The organism is Kurthia massiliensis (genome assembly GCF_000285555.1).
Lineage (GTDB): Bacteria > Bacillota > Bacilli > Bacillales_A > Planococcaceae > Kurthia > Kurthia massiliensis.
Window position 1 is genome coordinate 249,410 of record NZ_HE610996.1, and the last position, 21,838, is coordinate 271,247.

The window sequence follows — 21,838 nt, forward strand, 5'->3', positions numbered from 1 at the left end:
TGCTCCCTTCATATATAACGATTAAAACATTTCTATGTTTCATAATAGCGGATTTTGTAACAGATTAAAAGAAAAAAAGGAAATCTACGGCAAAACGATGCGATTTATAAAAATAGATATCTTTTTAAATAGGAAAAGGTTTCATCATTATAAAAAAATAACGCATCTTTCAAATGAAAGATACGCTACATTGTTAAATATACCAGCCACCGTTTACACGAACGATTTGCCCCGTCATATAATCTGCTTTTCCCGACAGTAAAAATGTCACGAAATGCGCTACTTCATCCGGTTGACCCGCGCGTGCCATCGGAATCGACGACACGACTTCTTCAAATTCTTCAGGTGTTAAGTGACCATTCATCGACGTTTGAATCATTCCTGGCGACACCGCATTGACTTTCATACCGTTAAAGGCTACTTCTTGTGCATACGCTTTGACGAAACTATGCACCGCGCCTTTAACTGTTGAATACATCACCTCACCAGCGCCACCTGCTTCGCCCCAAATAGAACCAATCATCGTCACATAGCTCGTTTCATGCCGACGCAATTTCGGCGCTAATTCACGAATGACTTCTACAGGTGATTGTACGTGTACCATCCAAAGCGCTTGCATATCTTCTGCTGTCGTATCGTCAATTAGTTTGTAAAGCGCTTGTCCACTCGCCACAACGATTGCTTCAACGTCAAAAACAGACTGTGCGATTTTTTGCGCAGCACCTGGCACATTTAATTCTGCTTGAACCATCATAAACTCTTGTGCCGGATAAGCCTCAATTAGTTCATTTGCGAGCGCTGTCACAGGATTGCGGTTATATTGTAAATAAAGACTCCATCCTTCTTTTGCAAGCTCTCTCGCTGTCGCTGAGCCGATTGCGCCAGAAGCACCTAATAGTAAACAAAAGCGTTTCATTACGCTTGTTCCTTCGTTGGTGGTTCAATGATGAATGTTGATTGTTGCGTCTCACCTGTAATAGACGTTAATGCTTCTTTCACATCGGCTACTGTTAATTCTTCGATAACAGGTACGATGTCAAATAAGTTCATATCGTTAAATTTATAACGTGTGAATTGGTTCGCAATAAATTCGATTGAATTTAGCGCACGCAATGTAAAACCGATTTTACGACGTTTTACGCGGTCTAAATCTTCCTGTGTGAACGGTAGTGCTATTGCCGCTTCGTTCATCACATCTTTCACGGCGCTTAATAGTTGTTGTGGGTGCGCCGTATCTGAACCGACCATCGCAAAGCCGAAACCTTTTTCTAATGAGAAATCGTATGAGTACGATTCATCGATCCAACCGTTTTGATAAATGTCTTCATAAAACTTAGAAGAACGGCCATATAACAAGTCTAAACCAAGTTCAATAGCAAGTTCGTGTTTCATCATGTCACGACCTTGTAGGCTCACTTCACGCGCTTTAAATGACACGTATGCTTTCGGCTTTTGCACGTCCATTTGAAGCTTACGGTCTGCAACGGCAACTGCTGATGGTTCTTCATCAAATAAGCGTTGAATTGGTGTTGCAGGTGCAAATGTTTTCGCGTTTTGATTATCGCGAATCGTTTGCATCATTTCTTCTGGTTCTACGTTACCGATTGCGAATAATAACATATTTGATGGGTGGTAGAACGTGTTATAGCATGTGTATAAATGTTCTGCTGTAATGCCATCAATTGATTCAACCGTACCTGCGATATCAATTTTCACTGGGTGATTGTGATAAAGGTTTTCGATTGAACCGAAGTATACGCGCCAATCTGGTTGGTCGTCGTACATTTGGATTTCTTGACCGATAATCCCTTTTTCTTTGTTCACCGTTTGCTCTGTGAAATAAGGTTGTTGTACGAAATCTAGTAATGTATTCGTGCTTTCTTTAATATGGTCTGTCGCAGAAAATAAATACGCTGTACGTGTAAATGACGTAAAGGCGTTTGCAGACGCACCGAATTGGCTAAATTTTTGGAACACATCGCCGTCTTCTTTTTCGAACATTTTATGCTCTAAAAAGTGTGCGATACCGTCTGGAACAGTGATGGCTTCTTCTTCACCTAGTGGCACGAATGAACGGTCGATTGAACCGTATTTTGTTGTAAATGTTACAAACGTTTTTGAAAAACCTTTTTTCGGTAAAATGTACACATCTAAACCGTTGTCTAATTTTTCGTAGTATAGTGTTTCTTCTAATTGATCAAAGTGGATTTTTTCCATTACTCTGCATCCTCCCCGCTTAAGAAGTAAACAGCCTCTTTATTTAATTGTTGTGCCATGCGAACGACGTCATCTTTCGTAACGGCATCCCATTTTGCACTCATATTTTCAACTGTAAATGCTTCTGGTAGCTCACGATATTGATTGTATAGCTCGATTTGACCGCGTGCAGAATCAAGCGCTTCTTTTAATTGATTTTTTAGCATCGCTTTCGTTTGGGAAATTTCTAAATCTGAAATATCACCTTGGCGAATGGCTTCAAGTTGCTCGTCGATTAAACGACGTGCTTTTTCTTCATTTTCTGGTTCAATACCTGACATCACATACATTAAGCCGTATTGTGCAGAATATGAACTTGAGCAATAGTATGCTAAGCTTTCTTTTTCACGCACGTTCATAAATAATTTCGCGTGTGGGTATCCGCCAAAAATCCCGTTGAAAATTTGCATTTTCGGGAAATCTTCGCTGTCGAAACGTACCGGTGTTGAGTAACCAATATGTAACTTCCCTTGACGCGTATCAAATGTTTCTTTCGTATAAGCAGCTGTCGCTGTTGATTGTGGTAATGCTGCCGCTTTTTTCGGCGTACGACCTTCAAATGGGAATGCTTGTTTTAATGCTTCAACCATTTGTGCTTCATCGATATCACCGATCACAAAAATGTCGACTTCATCTTCTTTGAGCATTGATTCGTACGCTGCTTTTAAGCTTGCAGGTGTAATTGCTTTTACCGCTTCAACCGTACCATTGACAGATGTTGATACAGGATGGTTTGGACGAAGAATTTCTTGTAAACGTTTTTGTGCATAACGTGATTTATCATCAAAAATCGATTGAATACGTTCAACGACCATCGCTTTTTCACGTTCAACGATTGACGCTTGGAACGTATCGCCATCAAAGTTCGGTTTAAATAAAACAGTGTGCATTAAATCTAATACTTGCTTTAATACATCTCCCGCTTTTAAATAGTGATCGTTCACAGTCTCTACATTTAATAGTACGATTTGTTCGTTACCGTGTTTTGTCGTATCTAAATAAAGGACTGTACCATATAAATCGTCTAAATGCATACGCATCGCAGCTGCTGATGGAAATTCCGCATTACTATGTTGTAACACATTCGTCAGCACAGTACGATTCGCTGCCTCTTCTGCATTTAATGGACGTTTTAATTTAATTGAAAAATTAATCGTTTTAAATTGCTCTGTTTTACGCGTGAAAATATTGACACCTTCCGCGATTTCCGTTCTATTAAACATAAAATCACTCCTAAGTTATAGGTAAAACACCATTAGTAACACTATATATGACAATTCTGACGTTTTGCAACTAATGGTAGTTAAAAATACGTAAAAAAAGGAAATGAACACTTACATTTCCGTCTTTCCACATGAAAAAAGCTATCCGCATATGGCGAATAGCTTTTTTTGTCGCAACTAGCGTTTCCCTTTAATATAAGGTTTACCAGATGCTTTTGGTGCATTTGCTTTACCGATAAATCCAGCAAGCGCTAAAATTGTTAAGACGTAAGGAAGGATTAATAAAACCACTTCTGGGACATCTTTTACGTACGGAATTGAAGCACCTGCGATACTTAGTGATTGCGCTAAACCGAAGAATAGTGCTGCACCAAGCGCGCCTAGTGGATGCCACTTACCGAAGATCATCGCAGCGATGGCCATGAAACCTTGACCTGAAATCGTTAGCGCACTGAAGTTACCAGCGATTGCTTGTGCGTAAATCGCACCACCGATACCACCAAGTGCACCTGAAATCATCACTGCAACATAGCGCATTTTCGATACGTTAATCCCCATCGTATCTGCAGCGATTGGATGTTCACCAACGGCACGTAAACGTAAACCGAATGGCGTTTTATAAATGACAAACCATGCGATAAATGCGATGGCAATTGCTAATACAGATGTAATGTGTAAATCGTGGAAGAACATTTTACCGATCACTGGAATGTCACCTAACACTGGGACATCGTAACGGTTGAAACGTTCTGAAATTGAATCTGTTTGACCTTTATCGTAAATCATTTTAACTGAGAATACAGCGATTGCTAATCCTAACATGTTCAGCGCAACCCCGGTTACCGTTTGATCGGCACGGAATGAAATCGCTGCGACTGCTAATAATAATGAGAAGATTGCGCCGACAACCATTGCGACGACTAATCCTACCCATGGTGTCCATCCGGCTAATTGATCCGCAAACGTTAAGTTAAAGACAATACTGATGAAGGCACCGATAATCATGATACCTTCTAGCCCGATATTGACAACACCTGAACGCTCAGTAAATACACCGCCAATTGCTGTAATAATAAGGGGCGCTGCGTAGTAAATAGCAGAAGGAATAATGAAGTATAACACATCTAAAAAGCTCATGTTATTTTCCCTCCTTTACTTTCGAGTTGTCTTTTTTCTTACCCATTTTTTCTAAGAAAATACGGATGACATAGCCTGCTGCTACGAAGAAGATAATTAACGCGATAACGATTGATACGATTTCTGTCGGAATACCCGCTTCGTTTGGCATGTTTAAACCACCATTTTTCAGTGCACCGAATAAAATCGCACCGAGTAATACACCGAATGGTTGGTTTGCACCGAGAAGTGCGACGGCGATACCATCAAAACCGATACCTGTTGCCGCATTCATTTTCATCATGTTACCGAATGTACCGAGCGCTTCCATTGAACCACCGACACCGGCAAACATACCTGAAATGACCATTGCTAAAATGATGTTGCGGCTGACGTTCATGCCTGCATATTCAGAGGCATTTTTGTTGAAGCCAACTGCTTTTAATTCATAACCTAATGTCGTTTTCTCTAAAATGAACCACATGACGATGACTGCTAAAATCGCAACGACGAAGCCCCAGTGTAAACGTGAGAACTGTGTTAATGATGCTAACCAGTCAGACGCTAGTGAAGCAGAGTCATGGATTTTTTCTGTTTTTTCGCCGCCACCGCTAATTTTTGAAATCGCGGCATTGGCCGTGTGTAATGCGATATAGTTCATCATGATTGTCACGATTACTTCATGCACTTGTAGTTTTGCTTTTAAAAGACCTGGAATGAATGCCCAAAGTCCACCGGCTACAGCTGCTGCTAAAATCGCGACTACTGCGTGTAAACCAGTTGGTAATTCGAATGCTTGACCGACATATGCCGCTGCAAGCCAACCCATAATTAACTGACCTTCAACACCGATGTTGAACATCCCTGTACGGAATGCAAATGCAACCGCTAAACCAGAGAATACGTACGGTGTAATCGTACGAACTGTTTCACCGATATTGTATGAGTCCCCAAAAATACCATTCCATAATGCTGTATAACCGTCTACTGGGCTAAAGCCAGATACGAGCATGACAATGGCACCAACGATTAAACCTAAAATAACGGAAATAACCGGTACGAGAATATTGATCATACGATTAGACACTATTCTCCACCTACCTTATCTAATGTTGGTTTTTTGACAGATTGTCCTGCCATTAATAAGCCGAGTTGTTGTTCGTTTGTTTCTTTCGGTTTCACCGTATCAATAATGTGACCATCATGGATAACGGCGATTGTATCTGAGACGTTCATGACTTCATCTAATTCAAACGAGATGAGTAAGACCGCTTTTCCTTTATCACGTTGTTCAATTAAGCGACGGTGAATAAATTCAATCGCACCGACATCTAAACCACGTGTCGGTAGCGCAGCAATTAGCAACTCTGGGTCACGATTGACTTCACGACCGATAATCGCTTTTTGTTGGTTACCACCTGAAAGTGCACGTGCTGGCGTTTGAGCGCTTGGCGTACGTACATCATATTCAGTAATAATTTTTTCTGCGAGTTGGTCGATTTTTTTGTAATCGACGATGCCACCTTTTGAAATCGGCGCTTGATAATACGTTTGTAGCGCGATGTTATGGCCAATTGGGAAGTCTAGCACAAGTCCATGTTTATGACGGTCTTGTGGGATATGCCCAATACCCGTTTCTGTAATTTTACGCGGTTTTAAACCGGTAATATCTTGACCTTTTAAGGCAATCTTTCCTGAAGATACCTTTCGAAGACCAGTAATCGCCTCGATTAACTCAGATTGTCCATTACCATCAATCCCAGCAATCCCGACGATCTCACCAGCTCGGACGGTCAAGTCTAAATCTTTTACGCGATCGACACCACGATTGTCTTTCACGTTTAAGCCCGCAATTTGCAGTACAGGCTCTTTCGGTGTTGCTTCTGTTTTTTCTGTTTTGAATACAACTTGACGGCCAACCATCATTTCCGCCAGTTGATCTGGATTCGTTTCCGCCGTCGTTACAGTGCCAATCCCTTGGCCTTTACGAATAATCGTTACACGATCTGAAACTTCCATAATTTCTTTTAACTTGTGCGTAATTAAAATAATTGATTTACCTTCTGAAATAAGGCGTTTCATAATTTGAATCAATTCACCAATTTCTTGTGGCGTTAGCGACGCTGTCGGTTCATCAAAAATTAAAATTTCTGCGCCACGATAAAGCGTTTTTAAAATTTCTACACGCTGTTGCATCCCAACTGAAATATCTTCAATCTTTGCGTTGGCATCAACGTTTAAACCGTATTGCTCTGAAAGCTGTTGCACCTTTTTCGCTGCCGCTTTAATGTTGATCGTCCCGAATTTTGTCGGTTCACTACCTAAAATAATGTTCTCTGCCACCGTAAAGTTTTCAACTAACATAAAGTGTTGGTGAACCATGCCGATTCCTAAGTCATTCGCTTTGTTTGGATCCGAAATATTTACTTCTTCACCGCGAACTTTAATCGTTCCTGCTTCTGGCTGATATAAGCCGAAAAGCACGTTCATCAGCGTCGATTTCCCTGCACCGTTCTCGCCCAGTAGTGCGTGGATTTCTCCTTTTGCTAGTTGAAGGGTGATATTATCATTCGCTACAAAATCGCCAAATTGCTTGCGAATATTTAGCATTTCGATCACATATTCCAATGTGCTCACTCCTTCAGACTCTATTTGAAATAATAATGGTTGTTTGAGCGGTTAATTAAATTAACACATGCAAAAAATTCGAACGAATTCGAATTTTCGCATCTAATAATTTAAAAAGAAATGAGGGCAAGGGTATGCCCTCATTTAAAATACCGGACAAGTCGCGGCAATACTATTTTTTAGGTTTTTCTGGAACTTCGATTTTGCCATCAACGATATCTTGTTGCGCTTTATCGATTTCTTTTTGTGTTTTATCAGAAATTGCACCGTGAGAATCAGCAAGACCTACACCGTCATCTTTCAGACCGTAAGTAACTGTTTCGCCACCTGGGAAATCGCCATCTTTCGTGCGTTTGATCATATCTTCAGCAGCTACGTCAACACGTTTTAATACAGATGTCATCACGATATTTGTTTTGTCATCCACTTTACCTTCGTCGTATTGGTCACGGTCTACACCGATTGCCCATACGTCGTTACCAGCTTTTTTCTGAGCGATTGCTTCAGTGAATAAACCTTGACCTGTACCACCTGCAGCGTGGAATACGATATCAGCGCCGCCATCGTACATACGTTTTGCGATTGTTTGACCTTTCGCAGCATCACCGAATGAACCAGCGTATTGTACATCAACTTTTACTTTTGGATCAGCAGCTTTTGCACCAGCAACGAAACCAGCTTCGAATCCGTCGATGATATCACTTTCCATACCACCTAAAAATCCGACTTTACCAGTTTTAGATTCTAACGCTGCTGCAACACCTGCTAAGTAAGAAGCTTCGTTTGCTTTGAACATAATTGACGCAACGTTATCGTAATCAGGAACGACTGAGTCGATGATCGCGATTTTCGCATCTTTTTGTTGATTAGCTACTTCTTTTACTGAATCTTCAAGTTTGTAACCTACTGCGAAAACAAGATCGAAGTTACGGCGTACTAGGTTGTTGATATTTGTTGTAAAGTCAGAATCTGAAGCAGATTGTAAGTAGTCGTAACCACCGTCACCTTTTTCAACGCCTTCTTCTTTACCCCATTTTTGAATACCTTCCCAAGTTGATTGGTTAAATGAACGGTCATCGATACCACCAGTATCTGTTACCATTGCTACAGAGAAGCCATCTTTTTTGTCTTTGCTGTCGCTACCTTTAGAATCATCATCTGAACCACATGCAGCTAATAAAGTACCTGACGCTAATAATGCTGTTAATGCTAAACCAATTTTACGCTTTTTCAATTTGGAGTCCTCCCAAAAAGTGAAATTTTAGATTTATTTAAATATTTGTATTGCCTACGATAGCAGAAATGCAACATCTGACGTTATACACGTTTTCTTACTACGTGGAAACTGAATTTATCAGCTCGGAAGTAATTGCGTGAATAAAGCACCATGCGATCGTTATCATCGTAATGGTACTGTTTTAATACGAGTAAAGCTTGATCTTCTTTACAGTTTAAAATAGGAGATACTTCGCTATGATAGCCAATCGGATCAATATACGTCACCGCATACGATACGTGAATATCTCCCGTTTCTTCTAGCGCCTTGAAAATTGAAGGATTTTCTGTCGTTAGAAAGTTCGCCGGTAAATAACGCTCCGGTACTTGATCTATACAATAGACGACTGGCTCATCGTCCGCTGTGCGAACGCGTTTGATCGTCATAATATTGTCATCTTCATCGCATTGAAAGCGTTTTATATCTTCTTCAGTCGAAATGGCTGCCGTAGAACCAATATAGATTGTCCCAGGCGCCATACCTACTTCTTCAATCATTGAAGAAATACTCGAAAGTTGTTCAATACCAGATGTGAATACGGGTTTAGGATTGACGAAAGTTCCTACACCATGCCTGCGAACAATGATATTTTCCTCTTCCAACAGTCGCAATGCTTCACGAAGCGTTGCACGACTGACTCCAAGTGATTTTGAAAGTTCAAATTCAGACGGTAGTTTTTCGTTTTCCTTAAAAACCCCGTTCTCAATATCTGCTTTCAAATGATCAATCACTTGCAGATACAGATGACGATGATCTGATTTTATTGCCATGTCAAATCACCACCCATCAGTCATCAGACATCAGACGTAGAACATTTCTGCTAATCAGACAATACTATATCATTTTTGTATTCAGAAATAAATAGATTTATCAAAAACTGTGCTAAAACAGCAATAAATTTCTGAGATTTATAATTTTTCACGCTATTTTATAGTAAAAAAATGCAGGGTTTCCATGAATTACCCTGCATATATGCCTTTTTTACTTACCTATTAAGATTTGACGCGGTTTGCTTTTTTCTGCTGGACCAACAACTCCATGTTCTTCCATTTGATCCATAATTCTCGCTGCACGCGCATAACCTATTTTTAGCTTTCTTTGTAAAAATGATACAGATGCATTATCCTGTTCTACAACAAGTCGCACCGCTTCGTTAAACAACTCATCTGTGTCATCATCGACTGTTGGCGCAATATCTTCGTCTGTTGGAATCATTTCTTCTTGGTACTGTGCTTGCTGTTGGCTAATGACATAACTCACGATATCTTGTACTTCTTCATCAGACACGAACGCACCTTGTACACGTACTGGTTTTGATTCGCCTGATGGTAAGAATAACATATCGCCTCGTCCGAGCAAACGTTCAGCACCGCCTGTATCTAAAATTGTTCGTGAATCGATTTGAGAAGATACAGCGAAAGCAATACGTGATGGGATATTCGCTTTAATGACACCGGTAATAACGTTTACCGATGGACGTTGCGTTGCGATAATTAAATGGATACCCGCTGCACGCGCCATTTGTGCTAAACGCATAATTGAATCTTCTACATCTCCTGCTGCAACGAGCATTAAATCGGCTAACTCATCGACAATAACGATAATAAACGGTAAGTGTGGATGTTTTTCACCATTTTCTTCGTTGAAGCGGTCGATATGTTTATTATAGCCTTCAATATTTCGCGTACCAGTATGTGAGAATAGATCGTAGCGACGTTCCATTTCACTCACTACTTTTTTCAGTGCTTCAGAAGCTTTACGTGCATCTGTCACAACGGGTGCTAATAAATGGGGAATGCCATTATACACACTCAATTCAACCATTTTTGGATCAATCATCATCATTTTCACTTCATGTGGTTTTGCACGCATTAAAATACTAACGATAATACTGTTAATACAAACAGATTTCCCACTCCCTGTCGAACCGGCAACGAGTAAATGTGGCATTTTGTTGAGCTTCGTTAATTTAGCCTCACCAGCAATATCCCGGCCAAGACCGACGACTAATTTTTCATCTGGTTTATTGCTCGGTGATGCTTCTAAAATGGAACGTAAGCTAACCATCGAAATTTCTTTGTTTGGTACTTCAATGCCGACTGCTGATTTCCCCGGAATTGGAGCTTCAATCCGAATGTCTTTCGCCGCTAATGCGAGCGCCATATCATCTTGTAAGTTTACAATCTTACTTACTTTCACACCACGCTCTGGAAGCACTTCATATTCTGTCACAGCAGGTCCTAAATGAACTTCTGTCACATTCGCCTGTACGCCAAATGCATCGAGTGTCTGTTCGATAGTGCGTGCATTTCTTTCAATGACTTCAAACTCCGCAGATTGATCTTTCACAGGAGGCGACTCGAGTAAATCCATACTCGGTAATACATAAGCCTCATTTTGTACTATACCCGCTTCCGACATCGACATATCCACTTCTTTTGTTTCTTCGACTGTTTCCGTTTCAACTTGTGGCGATTTGACAACTTCTTCTTTCGCAATTTTTTGTGTATAAGCCGATATATTAATTTGTGGCTTCGGCTTGTCTACTTCTTCCACTAATACCTCTTTAACAGAAGCAGCTCCCTGTTTTCGTTCACGTTTCACGCTAACAGGCTGTTCCTCAGAAGATGTAAATGTTTTTTGCGCGCGTTCTTCTTTACGTTCTTCGCGTTCATACATCACTTCTGCACGACGCTTCGCAATTTCTTCACGCCATTTCGGTGTTTGCTCGATTAAATATGGAACGAGTGCTTTACCTGTCACTAAAATCGCACCAATGGCAATCAATAAGCACGCAATCATTTTAGAACCAATCGTATCGACGAGGCTATGAGATATTGCATATAGCACCATACCGACAAGACCACCACCTAAAAAGCCATCTGGTTCGATATACGCTTTTTCGTAAACGATCGCATTCCAACTTTCTTTTAAAATGCGGACGTCTTTCGGTAACTCCTGATTATACAGTGCATCGAACATCGCAATATGACTAAAAATCGTCAAACTACCGATGACACATAGCACACCCCAAACGTAGCGGTCTTTAAAGGCTGGCAAAGCACGGACGATCATCATATAAATAGCAAAAGCAATCATAAATAAAGGTACAATCATATACCAATTGCCGATAAGCAATTTACTCGCACCTTGGAAAAATCGACCGATAAGCCCAAATTGAAACATCGTAATAAAAGCGAGCGCTAAAATGACGAGTCCAATAATTTCATACGATAACGGTGGCAAACTGACTTCCGATGTTTGTTTCGGTTTTTGTTTTGCTTGCGTTTTCTTTTGAGTGGGCGCCTTTTTTGCTGTAGATTTTGCACGCGTGCGCGTTGTTGTAGACGTTGATTTTTTAGACGCCATGCTGTCACCTACTTTCTGTTCTTATTATAACGTGTCGTAAAAATGAAAAAAAGGATTCCCTCGCAGCGCGCGGAAATCCTTTTGAATTTGTATTAATATTCCATAATGATTGGGATAATCATTGGACGACGTTTTGTTTTTTGGAACAAGTAGCCGTTTAACGTATCGCGGATTTCTTGTTTAATGTTTGTCCATTCGTAAGAACCTTTAGATACATATTTTTCAACAACTTCACGAACAAGTTTCGCAGATTCATCCATTAACTCTTCTGATTCACGTACGTAGACGAAACCGCGAGATAAAATTTCTGGACCTGAAGCGATTTTTTTCGCTTTACGGTTGATTGTCACAACGACGATGAAAATACCGTCTTGTGATAATAATTTACGGTCACGTAATACGATGTTACCAACGTCACCGACACCGATACCATCGATTAACACGTTACCCGCAGTTACGCGGCCAGCCATGCGCATTTTACCGTTTTTGTATTCAACGATATCACCTTTATCAGCAATAAAGATTTGTGATTTTTCCATACCGATATCTTGCGCAAGTTTTGAGTGCGTAATTAACATACGGTATTCACCTTGAATCGGAATGAAGTACTTCGGTTGCATTAAGTTTAACATTAATTTTAAATCTTCTTGTGAACCGTGACCAGAAACGTGAACCTTTTTATCCGCTGAGAATACTTTCGCACCTAGTTTTGATAATTCATTCATCGTATCAGCCATTTGTACTTCCATACCTGGTGATGGTGTGAAAGTAATTAAAACCGTATCGTTTTGTTTAATACGTAAATCGCGGTGGTGTTTACGGATAATTTTTTCTAATCCTTCAAGTGGTTCACCTTGATTACCTGTAATAATTGCGACGATTTCATCATCTTCATAATCTGCCATTTTATTCACTGGAATAATGGCTTCTTGGTCGATTGATAAGTAACCTAGACGCATACCAACTTCGAAAATTGTTTCTAAGCTGCGGCCAACGATTGCAACTTTACGACCTGATGCAATCGCTTGGTCGAATACTTGTTGAATACGTACAAAGTTTGATGCATAAAGTGCCACAAGAATGCGGCCTTCTGCTTTATGGAATGTTTTTTCTAAACGTGTTTTAACAACATTTTCAGAAATTGTATAGCCTTCTTTTTCAGCTTCTGTTGAATCTGACATTAAGATAAAGACGCCTTCTTCACCTAACGCTGCCATTTTCGCGATATCAGGACGGTATTTACCTTGTGCTGATTGGTCGAATTTGAATTCGCCTGTGTGTACGATTGCACCTTCTGAAGTATGGAACACGATCCCTAATGAATCAGGAATACTGTGTGTCGTATGGAAGAACGTCACGTAAGTCGTTTTAAAGTTCATACGGCTTTTGTTTGTTACTTCAAAGAACTTCACTTGATGCGGTGCTGGATTTTCTTTTAAATGCTCTTTCGCTAATGCGATTGTTAAACGTGAACCGTATACTGGCGCGTTCACTTTGTTTAATAAATACGCAATTGAACCGATGGCATCTTCATGACCGTGCGTTAAGAAAATCCCTTTTACGCGATTTTTATTTTCTACTAAAAAGCTTATATCTGGAATGACATAGTCAATTCCAAGCATTTCGTCCTCTGGGAACATTAATCCACTATCTACTACGAAAATATCATCGTCGATTTCAACAACGTACATCGCTTTACCGATTTCACTCACGCCACCTAGTGGAATAACGCGAATCGTTTCATTTTTAACTTTTGCCACTTCTTTTCCTCCTAAAATATATCCCGTACAGCAACCACTTACACTCATTATAATTGTTTAACCAATATTACACAATTAAAAAAAGACGCTTTTCTCTCGGATATACGCCATTTCCACAAAAAAAAGCGGTCGGAAATGTATTCCCGAACCGCTTCCGAAAAATCACGCTTGATTGCCTGCTTATACAGTTGCGAATGTTTTTTGTTGTTCGAAGTACGCATCCCATACAACATCGAATGCAGCTTTTTCTTCATCTGTTAATGAGACGATCGGTAAACGAACGTTTTCATTACATAGCCCTAATTTAGAGAGCGCGTATTTTACTGGCGCTGGGCTAGGTTGTGCAAATAGCGCACGGATTAATGGTAATAATGCTTGGTGAATTTTCGCCGCTTCTGCGTGGCGACCTTCTTTAAATAACGCAATCATTTTTTGCATATCGTTACCGACAACGTGGGCCGCAACAGAAATGACACCGTGACCACCAACTGAAAGAAGTGGTAACGTAATGCCGTCATCACCGCTATATACTTTAAAGTCATCTGGTGTTGACGCAAGAATTTCTGACATTTGATCTAAGTCACCGCTTGCTTCTTTAATGATTTGGATGTTCGGAATTTGTGCTAATTTCGCAACAGTTTCTGGCGCAATATTGATACCTGTACGACCTGGAATGTTATAAAGCATAACCGGCACCGTTACAGATTGTGCAATATCTTCAAAGTGAGCGAAAATACCACGTTGGTTCGGTTTGTTGTAATAAGGTGCAACAAGCATGACACCGTCTACACCGGCAACTTCCGCTTTTTGTGCCATAATTTTTGAGTAGTATGTCTCGTTATCGCCAACCCCCGCGATCACTGGTACACGACCATTTACACGATCCACTGTATATTTTAAGACATCTAGTTTTTCTTCCGTTGAAAGTGTTGGTACCTCCCCAGTCGTACCTAACACAACGATTGTGTCTGAGCCATTTTCAATTAAATGTTCAATCATACCTGCTAAATGTTTGTAATCAACCATTCCGCCGTCTTTCGTAAATGGTGTGACCATTGCTGTTCCGATATTACCTAAATCCATTTATGCCATCCCCTTAATTTTTATAGTAAGCCGTCTTCTAACATTGCTTCTGCAATTTGAACTGAGTTAAGCGCTGCACCTTTTAGTAAGTTATCTGATACAACCCATAAGTGGAAACCTTTTGGATTGTGCAAATCTTTACGGATACGTCCGACGAATGTTTCGCCTTTGCCTTCTGCTTCAAGTGGTGTTGGGTATTCTTGGTTTGTTGGGTCATCTTGCAAAATCACGCCTGGCGCGTCTTTTAATACATTACGAATATCTTCTACAGTGACATCATCGCGGTCTACTTCGATAAATATTGATTCTGAGTGACCTGCGACAACTGGAACACGTACACAAGTTGCTGCGACTGGTAAATCAGGCGCGTGCATAATTTTTTTCGTTTCGTTAATCATTTTCATCTCTTCGTATGTAAAACCGTTCTCTGTAAATACATCGATTTGTGGTAATACGTTACGAGCGATTGGGAAATGGCGTTTGTCGCCTTTCACTGGTAAAATGTTTGCTTCAACATTTTTTCCTTCATCCCATTTTAAGCTTTGTTCGTGAAGCTCTTCGATGGCACTCACGCCTGAGCCTGATACAGCTTGGTATGTTGATACGATTAAGTTGTTTAAGCCAAATGCTTGGCGAATTGGTTCAAGCGCCACCATCATTTGGATTGTTGAACAGTTTGGATTTGCAATAATGCCGTTATGTTCTTTAATGTCTGCGCGGTTTACTTCTGGTACGACAAGTGGCACATTTGGATCCATGCGGAATGCACTTGTGTTATCAATTACGACAGCACCGCGATCTGCTGCTGGTTGTGCCAACGCTTTCGAGATGGAACCCCCTGCAGAAAATAACGCTACGTCTACCCCTTCAAACGCTTCTGGTGTCGCTTCTTCAATGACGTAAGTTTCACCATTGAATGATAACTCCTTACCAGCAGAACGCTTTGATGCAAGTAACTTCAGCTTCCCAACAGGAAACTTTCTCGCTGAAAGTTGCTCCATCATTTTTGTTCCTACTGCACCTGTAGCACCAACGACTGCTACTGTTAATTGTTTCGTCATCATTCATCTCTCCCTATGTTTATCAAAAAACTTATAATTGGCGTTATTGTAACACAATAATTCAGTATTGTGTATAATAATTCGACTATTTCGTCTATTCCGTCATTTTAAAGCGCTTTCGTGTATTTTTGCGTAAAAAAAGAGCTTCAGTTTCCCGAAGCCCTTCTCGTTATTTACTTTTAATAACAGATCGTGCATGTTCTTTCGATAATACACGGTCAATGACACGCGCCACACTGTCTGCTGTGACCGCATGTAATTCTTTTAACGAATCTTCAACAGAGCGATGTTCTCCGTATGTCATTTCATTACGTGCGTTGCGGTTCATATAATCAAAGCTCGTTTCAAGCCCTAATAGTAAACCACTCTCTAATTGCGTTTTTGCACGCGCAATTTCTTCATCTGTAACGCCATTTCGTTTCACATCTTCTAATACAGCTAAAATCGTTTGTTCCATGTCATCTAATTGCTTCATTGATGTACTACCGTATACCATCCAAGCACCCATATCTTCATAAGAAGAATAATAAGAATACACGCTATACGCTAGCGCTTTTTCTTCACGTACTTTTTGGAATAAGCGTGACGACATTGAATCTCCTACGATGTTGTTTAACACGAGTAAGCTCACGATATCCGGGTCATCTACAGCAAGTCCTTCAAAACCTAGTGCTAAATGCGCTTGTTCAATCGCCATTTCACGTTCTACACGATTCGGTTGGAATTGTGGCTTCGTATGTGTCACTTGTGGACGAGCCGTATTTTTAAACTGATTAAATGTTTCAACAACGTACTGTACAAGCTCATCATCGACATTACCAGCAAGTGAAATGATGACTTCGCTCGGTGTGTAATGCTCATGCATAAATTGTTTGATTTTTTCTTTCGTAAATGTTTTCAGCGTTTCTTCCGTACCTAAAATCGGTGCCGCCATTTGCGTACCACGGAACATCGCTTGCCATAAACGTTCATCGACGTTATCTTCTGGGTCATCTTCGCTCATCGCAATTTCTTCTAAAATGACTTGGCGTTCTTTTTCAATATCTTCCTCATGGAACGTCGAATTGAAAAATAAATCTGCTAATAATGCAATCGTTTTACGTGCTTCATAATCTAATGAAACCGCGTAATAACACGTTTGGTCTTTTGATGTAAATGCATTCGTTTGCGCACCTAAGCGGTCAAATTCTTCGGCAATTTGTTTCGCTGAGTACGTATGTGTACCTTTAAATAACATATGCTCGATAAAATGCGTTAAACCGTTCTCCTCTGGCTTTTCATAACGTGAACCGACGTTAACGAAAATGCCAATAGCCACTGAACGCATCTGTGGCATATTTTCTGTAATAATGCGAAGTCCGTTGTCGCATACTAATTTTGTTGTCATAAATTTGTTCGCTCTCCTTTTACATACCTTCGCTTACTATAGCATAGTTACGCACTAGCGGCATATAAAAGCGATTGACGTAAAAAAACAGCACCTCAGAAGATGCTGTTTTTTTGATTCATTATTTTAATTTGTTTAGCTCTGTCACATTTGTAACGAGGTTTTTCTGATCTTCTGTTAATGCAACATACGCTTTTTGTGCGCTTGCAATCGTTGCTTTACGCTTCGATTTTGCAGCAGAAACAATTTTTCTTTCAACTGCGGCCGCTTTTTTATAGTCATTTTCTTTACCGACATATTGTTTGTATACTTCGCCATTCGGTCCTTTTGTTAAAATCGCTTCATCCGCATCTTTTAATGCATTGAATGCTTTCGCATATGCATAAATTTCTTGTGCAGTCGCGATAGTTTTTGTTAGCTCTGGTAAAGTATCAGCAACTGTCCATTTACCATCTTTATAATAAGCAACTTTTGCTTCATCACCATCTTTAAACGCAAATTCATAATTACCTTTTGGAATCGTAAATTTTCCTTTAGAGAATTTCACATCGTTCGTAATAGACGTAATATCTCCTTTTGCTGTATAGGCAAGTTTCATTGATTTTTTCGAAGCTTCGGGATCATCCATTTTGTCATACATCACCGCAACTTTATCGATTTTTAAATATGCTTTATATTGTTTCAGGGCATTTTTATCAATCGCATATTTTTTTTCATCGGCTGTTAGCGCGATATAAGCTGCTTTCGCTTTATTGAAAGCTTCGACAAAATTAGTTGCCTGTGCAACGTCTGCTACTGCTAAATTAAAATCTTTTCCTCTTTTGATAGAATCTTTTACAAAATCATCATCCTCAAGACCTTCTAGAGTTGTAACATCGACTAATTTTGCCGCTTCTGGATTTTTATTTTGTAAAGTTGTATATGCTGTACGTGCTTTTGAAATTGCTGAAAGACTTGGTACCATAACAGGTTCTGCTGTTTTAGTTGTTGTTTCGGTCTTTGTCGTATTACCATCTTGTCCAGTTACATAATCATAATAAAGCTTTTTATTTTTATCATTTTTCTTTTGAACTTCTAATTTATTAAATTTCTTTTGCACTACTAATGCAGCAGAAGCATTTTTTTGAAGTGTTTTATCAGTTAACTCAGTAACTTTTTGCTTTTTAGCGCTATCTAATAAAATATCTTCTTTTTCTGTTTTAGACAATTTTTTATAAGCTTTATTGAAGGCAATAATTTTGTCTGCATTTTTCACAACATCTGATGTCGCACTAAATGCTTCTTTTACGATTGCTTCATTTAAATATGCTGTATATTGCTTTTTCACTTTGGCATCTAAATAAGATAATTGGGTTTTAGTCAATTTATTGTATGCATCTGTCGCTACTTGAACTTTATTTACAAATTCACTATCGGTTGAAGCAGTAGCAATATCATCCATTTTACTTTCAAAAGCTGCTACATCTTTATATACACCATCTGTTATTTCTTTTACTAGATTTTCTAGATAAGTGTAATCTTTAACTTTAACTTTTTGCTCAGATGTTAACGCATCATATGCGGTTTTAGCAGCTAAAATATTTTTTACATAATTTTTATTCGTGCTTAACGTCGTGCGTGCTGTTTTAATCTTTTTATCAACTGCATCAGCTTTCTTTTGATTTTCCTCATCGCTTAATACTGTAAATTGCACATCTGTATTAATCGTCCATTTACCAGCTGCAATAGATTCAAGTGGTGATGCAAATGTATATATGACGTTCCTATTTGCATCTGTAGATGTTAGTGCTGGTGTTGTGACTGCAATTTCTTCACCTTTCGGATTTTTGACAGAAAGTTCTTCTTCAGTAGCAATGTCTACATCTTTTGGTAATTTTAACGTCACACCGCTCGTTGTAATATTTACGACTTCGATACCTTTATATGTGTCGATTTTTGCGCGTTTTACTTCGTATGGTAAGTTTTCAACCGTCCATTTACCATATGCAAATCCTGCAGCAAAAGTATAAGTAACTTTCTTTTTATTCGTTTCGTCAATCTTATAATCTTCTAATTTTACAGTTCCACTAGCATTCGTAACAGCTAAGTCTTCAGCTAGTATGACAGTATCTGCTTGTACTTCTTCTTTATAAATAACGACTATTTCTGTTTTACTAATTTTCTCTACCTTAGAAATTGTTTTTTTCTCTAATATTGTGTTATCTGCACCTTCTGTACCAGTAACATTTGATTCTTTCGGCGATCCCGTTTCTGTCGCAAACGCACTTTGTCCACTTGATAATGCGATGGCTGTTGCCGCAACTACGGCTAATGGAATATGTTTTTTACCCATCTTTTTTCCTCCTTTTAATTAAACATTAGTACTATTATCGTTTGATTTTTATAAAAATGAAGGTTATTTATATACAAAAAAAGGTAAGCCATTTACAAATGACTTACCTTTTTATAAAAACTGCGCAATTTTTATGCTTCAGCTTTTTCTTTTTCTTCTTGAACGACGATTTTACGTGATAAGTTGACACGATGTTTTGCATCGATTTCGATACATTTCACGAGTAACTCGTCACCCATTTTTAATACATCTTCTACGTTATTCGTACGTTCTTCTTGAATTTCAGAAATGTGAAGGAGACCGTCTTTACCTGGGAAAATTTCTAAAAACGCGCCGAATTTTTCGATACGTTTTACTTTTCCTAAGTAATATTCACCAACGTGCGCTTCACGAACGATTGCTTCGATCATTTCTTTCGCTTGCTGAATCATATCGCTATCAACAGATGAGATGAAAATTGTACCGTCTTGTTCAGTATCAATTTTCACGCCTGTTGCTTCGATAATTTTATTAATTTGCTTACCACCAGGTCCGATGACGTCACGGATTTTTTCTGGTTTGATTTGCATTTTTTCAATTTTCGGTGCGTATGTTGATACTTGTTCACGTGGACCGTTTAATGTCGCAAGCATTGAATCTAAAATAATCATACGACCGCGTTTTGCTTGTTCAAGCGCTTCCTCAAGAATTTCACGGTTAATACCGTCAATTTTAATATCCATTTGAAGCGCTGTAACACCTTTCGCAGTACCTGCCACTTTAAAGTCCATATCGCCAAGGTGATCTTCCATACCTTGAATATCTGTTAATACTGCGTAGTTATCGCCTTTTTTCACAAGACCCATCGCAATACCAGCAACAGGCGCTTTTAGTGGTACACCTGCATCCATCATTGCAAGACATGAACCGCAAATAGATGCTTGAGAAGTCGAACCATTTGATTCAAGTACTTCTGATACACAACGAATTGTGTATGGGAAATCTTTTTCATCTGGAATAACTGCAAGTAGCGCACGCTCACCTAGCGCACCGTGACCGATTTCACGACGGCCAGGGCCACGCATTGGACCAACTTCACCGACAGAGAATTGTGGGAAGTTGTAGTGGTGCATAAAGCGTTTATTTTCTTCGACGCCTAAGCCATCAATGATTTGTACTTCAGATAACGAACCTAATGTACATACTGAAAGTACTTGCGTTTGACCACGTGTGAATAAGCCTGAACCGTGCGCACGAGGTAGTAAGCCTGTTTCAGAAGATAATGGGCGAATTTCGTCTAGTTTACGACCATCTGGACGGATTTTTTCGTCTGTAATTAAACGACGTACTTCATCTTTCACCATTTTATCTAACACTTGAGATACTTGTTTTAATTGATCTTCTGCATCAGCCGCGTCACCGATTTTTTCAGTATAAGCTGCTAATACTTCCGCTTTTACTGCTTCGATTGCTTCATCACGTGCGTGTTTTTCATACGTTTGAATCGCTGCAACCATTTTCGTTTCGTAAGCTGCATTAATTTCTGCCACTAAGTCAGCATCAAGCTCATGTAACTCTACAACCATTTTTTCTTTACCACATTCAGCAGCAATTTTTTCTTGGAACGCAATCACTTTTTTAATTTCTTCATGACCGAAAAGAATTGCTTCAAGCATTGTTTCTTCAGGCACTTCTAACGCACCCGCTTCAACCATGTTAATTGCATCTTTCGTACCGGCTACTACAAGATTAATTAATGATTGTTTTTCTTGTTCGACTGTCGGATTGACGATAAATTCACCGTCGATTAAACCAACTTGTACGCCCGCAATCGGACCGTCGAATGGAATATCAGACACCATTAATGCTAGAGAAGAACCTAGCATTGCCGCCATTTCTGAAGAGCAGTCCGGATCTGCTGACATAACCATTGAGATCACTTGTACTTCGTTACGGAAACCGTCTGGGAATAATGGACGGATTGGACGGTCGATTAAACGAGATGTTAAAATCGCTTTTTCAGAAGCGCGACCTTCACGTTTCACGAAGCCACCTGGAATCTTACCTGCCGCATACATTTTTTCTTCATAGTTAACTGTTAATGGGAAGAAATCTGTTTGCTTCGGTTTTTTAGATGCTGTCGCATTACATAATACAGCTGTTTCACCGTAGCGAACCATGACTGCACCATTTGCTTGCTTTGCTAGTTGGCCTACTTCAACTTGAAGTGGACGACCAGCCCATTCATAGGTATAAACCTTTTTTTCGCTCATTGGAAAATGAACCCCTCTCTCAAAATATCGGCTAGTGCCATTTTTTATCTATGTAATATCATATTTTATCAAAAGTCATCCGTTTATACACCTTT

The 21,838-nt window shown here is 39.6% G+C and carries 15 protein-coding genes; all 15 read right to left on the minus strand.

The features are described 5' to 3' along the window. Nucleotides 1-193 precede the first annotated feature (193 nt). The 15 genes from ymfI to pnp all read right to left on the minus strand — a co-directional run bounded on the left by ymfI (nt 194) and on the right by pnp (nt 21,743). Nucleotides 194-916 (minus strand): elongation factor P 5-aminopentanone reductase, encoded by a 723-nt coding sequence (ymfI, locus tag KMHG_RS01645; RefSeq protein WP_010286272.1) that lies wholly within the window; start codon nt 914-916, stop codon nt 194-196. Continuing rightward, nucleotides 916-2,217: an EF-P 5-aminopentanol modification-associated protein YfmH gene (yfmH, locus tag KMHG_RS01650; protein ID WP_010286274.1), complete on the minus strand. Its 1,302-nt coding sequence runs from the start codon at nt 2,215-2,217 to the stop codon at nt 916-918. Before yfmH ends, ymfI begins: the two co-directional genes overlap by 1 nt. After that, nucleotides 2,217-3,479: an EF-P 5-aminopentanol modification-associated protein YfmF gene (gene yfmF, locus KMHG_RS01655; protein WP_010286276.1), complete on the minus strand. Its 1,263-nt coding sequence runs from the start codon at nt 3,477-3,479 to the stop codon at nt 2,217-2,219. Before yfmF ends, yfmH begins: the two co-directional genes overlap by 1 nt. Before the next feature lie 177 nt (nt 3,480-3,656). Then, nucleotides 3,657-4,616 carry an ABC transporter permease gene (locus tag KMHG_RS01660; protein WP_010286277.1) on the minus strand — a complete coding sequence of 320 codons (960 nt, stop codon included), beginning with the start codon at nt 4,614-4,616 and terminating at the stop codon, nt 3,657-3,659. Nucleotide 4,617: 1 nt separating this feature from the next. Further along, nucleotides 4,618-5,682, minus strand: coding sequence for an ABC transporter permease (locus KMHG_RS01665; RefSeq protein WP_010286283.1), 1,065 nt, complete (start codon nt 5,680-5,682; stop codon nt 4,618-4,620). Continuing rightward, nucleotides 5,682-7,223 (minus strand): ABC transporter ATP-binding protein, encoded by a 1,542-nt coding sequence (locus KMHG_RS01670; protein WP_010286285.1) that lies wholly within the window; start codon nt 7,221-7,223, stop codon nt 5,682-5,684. Before KMHG_RS01670 ends, KMHG_RS01665 begins: the two co-directional genes overlap by 1 nt. 172 nt (nt 7,224-7,395) lie before the next feature. After that, nucleotides 7,396-8,457, minus strand: a complete 1,062-nt coding sequence (locus tag KMHG_RS01675; RefSeq protein ID WP_010286287.1) for a BMP family lipoprotein — start codon at nt 8,455-8,457, stop codon at nt 7,396-7,398. Between the two features lie 83 nt (nt 8,458-8,540). Then, nucleotides 8,541-9,269, minus strand: coding sequence for a GntR family transcriptional regulator (locus KMHG_RS01680; protein ID WP_010286289.1), 729 nt, complete (start codon nt 9,267-9,269; stop codon nt 8,541-8,543). A gap of 211 nt (nt 9,270-9,480) precedes the next feature. After that, on the minus strand, nt 9,481-11,868 hold the full coding sequence (locus KMHG_RS01685; protein ID WP_010286291.1) for an FtsK/SpoIIIE family DNA translocase: 2,388 nt from the start codon (nt 11,866-11,868) through the stop codon (nt 9,481-9,483). 92 nt (nt 11,869-11,960) lie between these two features. Then, a complete protein-coding gene (locus KMHG_RS01690; protein ID WP_010286295.1) occupies nt 11,961-13,628 on the minus strand; it encodes a ribonuclease J in 1,668 nt (555 codons plus the stop codon). A gap of 180 nt (nt 13,629-13,808) precedes the next feature. Continuing rightward, nucleotides 13,809-14,711 carry a 4-hydroxy-tetrahydrodipicolinate synthase gene (gene dapA, locus KMHG_RS01695; RefSeq protein ID WP_010286298.1) on the minus strand — a complete coding sequence of 301 codons (903 nt, stop codon included), beginning with the start codon at nt 14,709-14,711 and terminating at the stop codon, nt 13,809-13,811. 20 nt (nt 14,712-14,731) lie between these two features. After that, nucleotides 14,732-15,772 (minus strand): aspartate-semialdehyde dehydrogenase, encoded by a 1,041-nt coding sequence (locus KMHG_RS01700; protein WP_010286301.1) that lies wholly within the window; start codon nt 15,770-15,772, stop codon nt 14,732-14,734. Between the two features lie 169 nt (nt 15,773-15,941). Further along, nucleotides 15,942-17,159, minus strand: a complete 1,218-nt coding sequence (locus KMHG_RS01705) for a M16 family metallopeptidase (RefSeq protein WP_010286304.1) — start codon at nt 17,157-17,159, stop codon at nt 15,942-15,944. A gap of 121 nt (nt 17,160-17,280) precedes the next feature. Continuing rightward, nucleotides 17,281-19,491 carry a hypothetical protein gene (locus KMHG_RS01710; RefSeq protein ID WP_010286305.1) on the minus strand — a complete coding sequence of 737 codons (2,211 nt, stop codon included), beginning with the start codon at nt 19,489-19,491 and terminating at the stop codon, nt 17,281-17,283. Between the two features lie 131 nt (nt 19,492-19,622). Next, nucleotides 19,623-21,743: a polyribonucleotide nucleotidyltransferase gene (gene pnp / locus KMHG_RS01715; RefSeq protein WP_010286306.1), complete on the minus strand. Its 2,121-nt coding sequence runs from the start codon at nt 21,741-21,743 to the stop codon at nt 19,623-19,625. Nucleotides 21,744-21,838: the final 95 nt, after the last annotated feature.

Excerpts from the sequence above, each read along its gene's own strand:
- ymfI (WP_010286272.1), bottom strand. The coding sequence starts at position 916 with ATGAAACGCTTTTGTTTACTATTAGGTGCTTCTGGCGCAATCGGCTCA.
- yfmH (WP_010286274.1), bottom strand. The coding sequence starts at position 2,217 with ATGGAAAAAATCCACTTTGATCAATTAGAAGAAACACTATACTACGAA.
- yfmF (WP_010286276.1), bottom strand. The coding sequence starts at position 3,479 with ATGTTTAATAGAACGGAAATCGCGGAAGGTGTCAATATTTTCACGCGT.
- KMHG_RS01660 (WP_010286277.1), bottom strand. The coding sequence starts at position 4,616 with ATGAGCTTTTTAGATGTGTTATACTTCATTATTCCTTCTGCTATTTAC.
- KMHG_RS01680 (WP_010286289.1), bottom strand. The coding sequence starts at position 9,269 with ATGGCAATAAAATCAGATCATCGTCATCTGTATCTGCAAGTGATTGAT.
- KMHG_RS01685 (WP_010286291.1), bottom strand. The coding sequence starts at position 11,868 with ATGGCGTCTAAAAAATCAACGTCTACAACAACGCGCACGCGTGCAAAA.
- dapA (WP_010286298.1), bottom strand. The coding sequence starts at position 14,711 with ATGGATTTAGGTAATATCGGAACAGCAATGGTCACACCATTTACGAAA.
- KMHG_RS01700 (WP_010286301.1), bottom strand. The coding sequence starts at position 15,772 with ATGACGAAACAATTAACAGTAGCAGTCGTTGGTGCTACAGGTGCAGTA.
- KMHG_RS01705 (WP_010286304.1), bottom strand. The coding sequence starts at position 17,159 with ATGACAACAAAATTAGTATGCGACAACGGACTTCGCATTATTACAGAA.
- KMHG_RS01710 (WP_010286305.1), bottom strand. The coding sequence starts at position 19,491 with ATGGGTAAAAAACATATTCCATTAGCCGTAGTTGCGGCAACAGCCATC.
- pnp (WP_010286306.1), bottom strand. The coding sequence starts at position 21,743 with ATGAGCGAAAAAAAGGTTTATACCTATGAATGGGCTGGTCGTCCACTT.